Origin of the sequence: Microbacterium sp. HMWF026 (assembly GCF_003061325.1) — a bacterium.
Lineage (GTDB): Bacteria > Actinomycetota > Actinomycetes > Actinomycetales > Microbacteriaceae > Microbacterium > Microbacterium testaceum_E.
On record NZ_QAJB01000320.1, the window covers coordinates 1 to 2,050 of the forward strand.

Annotated in this window: 3 protein-coding genes; all 3 read right to left on the reverse strand. The window is 65.1% G+C overall.

Annotation, left to right across the window (positions count from 1 at the left end; all coding sequences use genetic code 11):
- Positions 1–421: hypothetical protein (locus DBR36_RS12225; RefSeq protein WP_219927653.1), on the reverse strand; the 421-nt coding region annotated here is incomplete at its 3' end.
- Positions 418–1,437 (reverse strand): M15 family metallopeptidase, encoded by a 1,020-nt coding sequence (locus DBR36_RS12230; RefSeq protein WP_076677897.1) that lies wholly within the window; start codon positions 1,435–1,437, stop codon positions 418–420. The genes DBR36_RS12225 and DBR36_RS12230, both read right to left, overlap by 4 nt.
- Before the next feature lie 2 nt (positions 1,438–1,439).
- On the reverse strand, positions 1,440–1,904 hold the full coding sequence (locus DBR36_RS12235; RefSeq protein ID WP_181373580.1) for a hypothetical protein: 465 nt from the start codon (positions 1,902–1,904) through the stop codon (positions 1,440–1,442).
- Positions 1,905–2,050 lie beyond the last annotated feature (146 nt).

Below are 2,050 nucleotides of genomic sequence, written 5' to 3' on the forward strand. Positions count from 1 at the left end.
CTGGGGGGCCGGGGTCGGCGGTGGCCACGGGGGCCGGCGCCGACTGCAACACGACAGCGAGAGTCGCGACGGTTCCTCCGACGACGATCACTACAGCAAGTCCTAGCGCGAGCAGCAGCGGCAAACGTGAGCGCTTTTGCTCTGTTTCAGGCGCCGGCATGGCGAGCTCGTGAGCGGTGCCGTCTGCGGTGACAACCATCCGGTGCTCCGTGTCGTCAACGACAGCACGCACTCGCACCGCGTGAAGACCAAGTTGGGCCGCCTGCTGGGCCGCGGCGGCGACTCCCGCCTCGGTAGGGGTGGAGCCTTCGGGTACGTCGACCGGCAGGCCGTTGAGGGTCACCAGCTGCTCACCTTCCATCGCGAGGGTGAGAACTGGGAATGCCGGAACGGTCGTCGGGTCGAATTGTTCGTCGCTCATGCTGCTACTCCCCAGAATTCCCAGTGCCATGATTCGATCGGACCGCGCCCCCCAGGCCGTGCCCAGTCGGGGTTACGCCACCCGAAACGAGGGGCGTTCTGGTCCATCCACGTGTACTCGAGGCTGTAGAAACTGAATATGCCGACATCGACAGCGAGTGCCCACCCGTGGTTGGACTGTCCGGGTGTGGCGGCATCGCTGCCGTAGATTTCCTTGGCTCTGGCCTGCTCGTCGTAGTCGCGGTACCCGTCGTTGACGACGAGGTCCTGACCGAACTGAGCGCGGTAGGCGTTGTTCAGCGCGATGAGCGCCTGAGTCGCGTCGGCGCGAAGAACGTACTCGGGTTTCCACGGGATCGGCGAGAGCGTGTTCTCGGGGATACGGCCGTTCTCGTACCCGCCCCACGGGCCGGGTTCGTTGATCCCGCCGGGAATGATGCCGTCAGGGACGGTACATTCCTGGATCTGCCCGGGGTCCACGCCGGACAGTCCCGCGACCACCTCTGCAGCGGGCTGGACATAACGCTCGTAGTGGTACGGGTCGGCGTTGACCTGCACTCGATGCGCCGCGATTGAGGGCGGCAGGTTCTCCCATCCCTGGACTTGCTGGAGGGCTTTGAAGAAGTTGGTGGCCGAGATGAACGGGTCCATCCGGTCCTCGTAGGACCCCCAGCGGCCGTTGTCGCGCTGCTGGAAGAGGCCGCGAGAATCGGGGCCTACGGCGTCGCCTTGATCGAGCACACGGAGCGAGGACTCGCCCATGGCTGTCATCACGCCGATGGTCTGTCCGCGCGCGTCCAGACCGAGGGCGGCACCCGCGGCCATGATCTGTGCAGCGTTCCGCAGCTGCTCGCCGCTGTAGCCGGCGATGCCTCCGGGCGGCAGTTGGCTGACGTCGACGTTGGCAGGGGTGGGCTGGCACGCGGCGGCGGCGCCGTTGTCTCCGAAGAACAGCACGACGAGAAGCGTCGGCAGGAGAATGACGCCGGCGATAACGGCAGGGATGACCTTCTTCACCGTCAGGGGCCCGCCTGTTCGGGGGGCGTGAGCCGGTCGACGGCCCATCCTGCTCGAGCGTTTTCGCGGTACAGGACGATCATGTATTGCCCGACCCCCGTGGCTATCAACACGTTCATCTGGGTGGCGCTGGGGGCCGCTGACACAAGCGGTTCTCCCGTGATAGTCGTGGCGGGCACGCTCTGCGGGTCCGTGTACTCGTATGCGAAGACCGCTTCTTGGGTAAGCATCGGCTTCAGCTGGGCCCACCAACTGTCGTAGGGCAGGTCGCGCTGCAGGAACGCCTTCAGTGCAGCCTGTGCCGTGGCGGTCCCCGCATCGCGTTCTTCGTCGTCGAGGGTGTCGGCGGATGCCGCTGAAGCGGTCGGCGCATTTGACAGAGCCGGGCTGGCAGCAGGTAACGTGCCAGGTTCTGCCTCTCCCCCGGAGCAACCCACCGTCATGGTGACGAAGATCGCCGCGGCCATCGCGGCCGCCATTCGGCGTGCTCTCACCATGACGCCCTCCCCCGTTTGTGCTTCTATAGACACTACGAGATGTTGTCTATAACCAAGAATTAATTCTTATGCATGAACTCGGGGGCACGGATTGGCACAAGCACGCAGCATTGAGC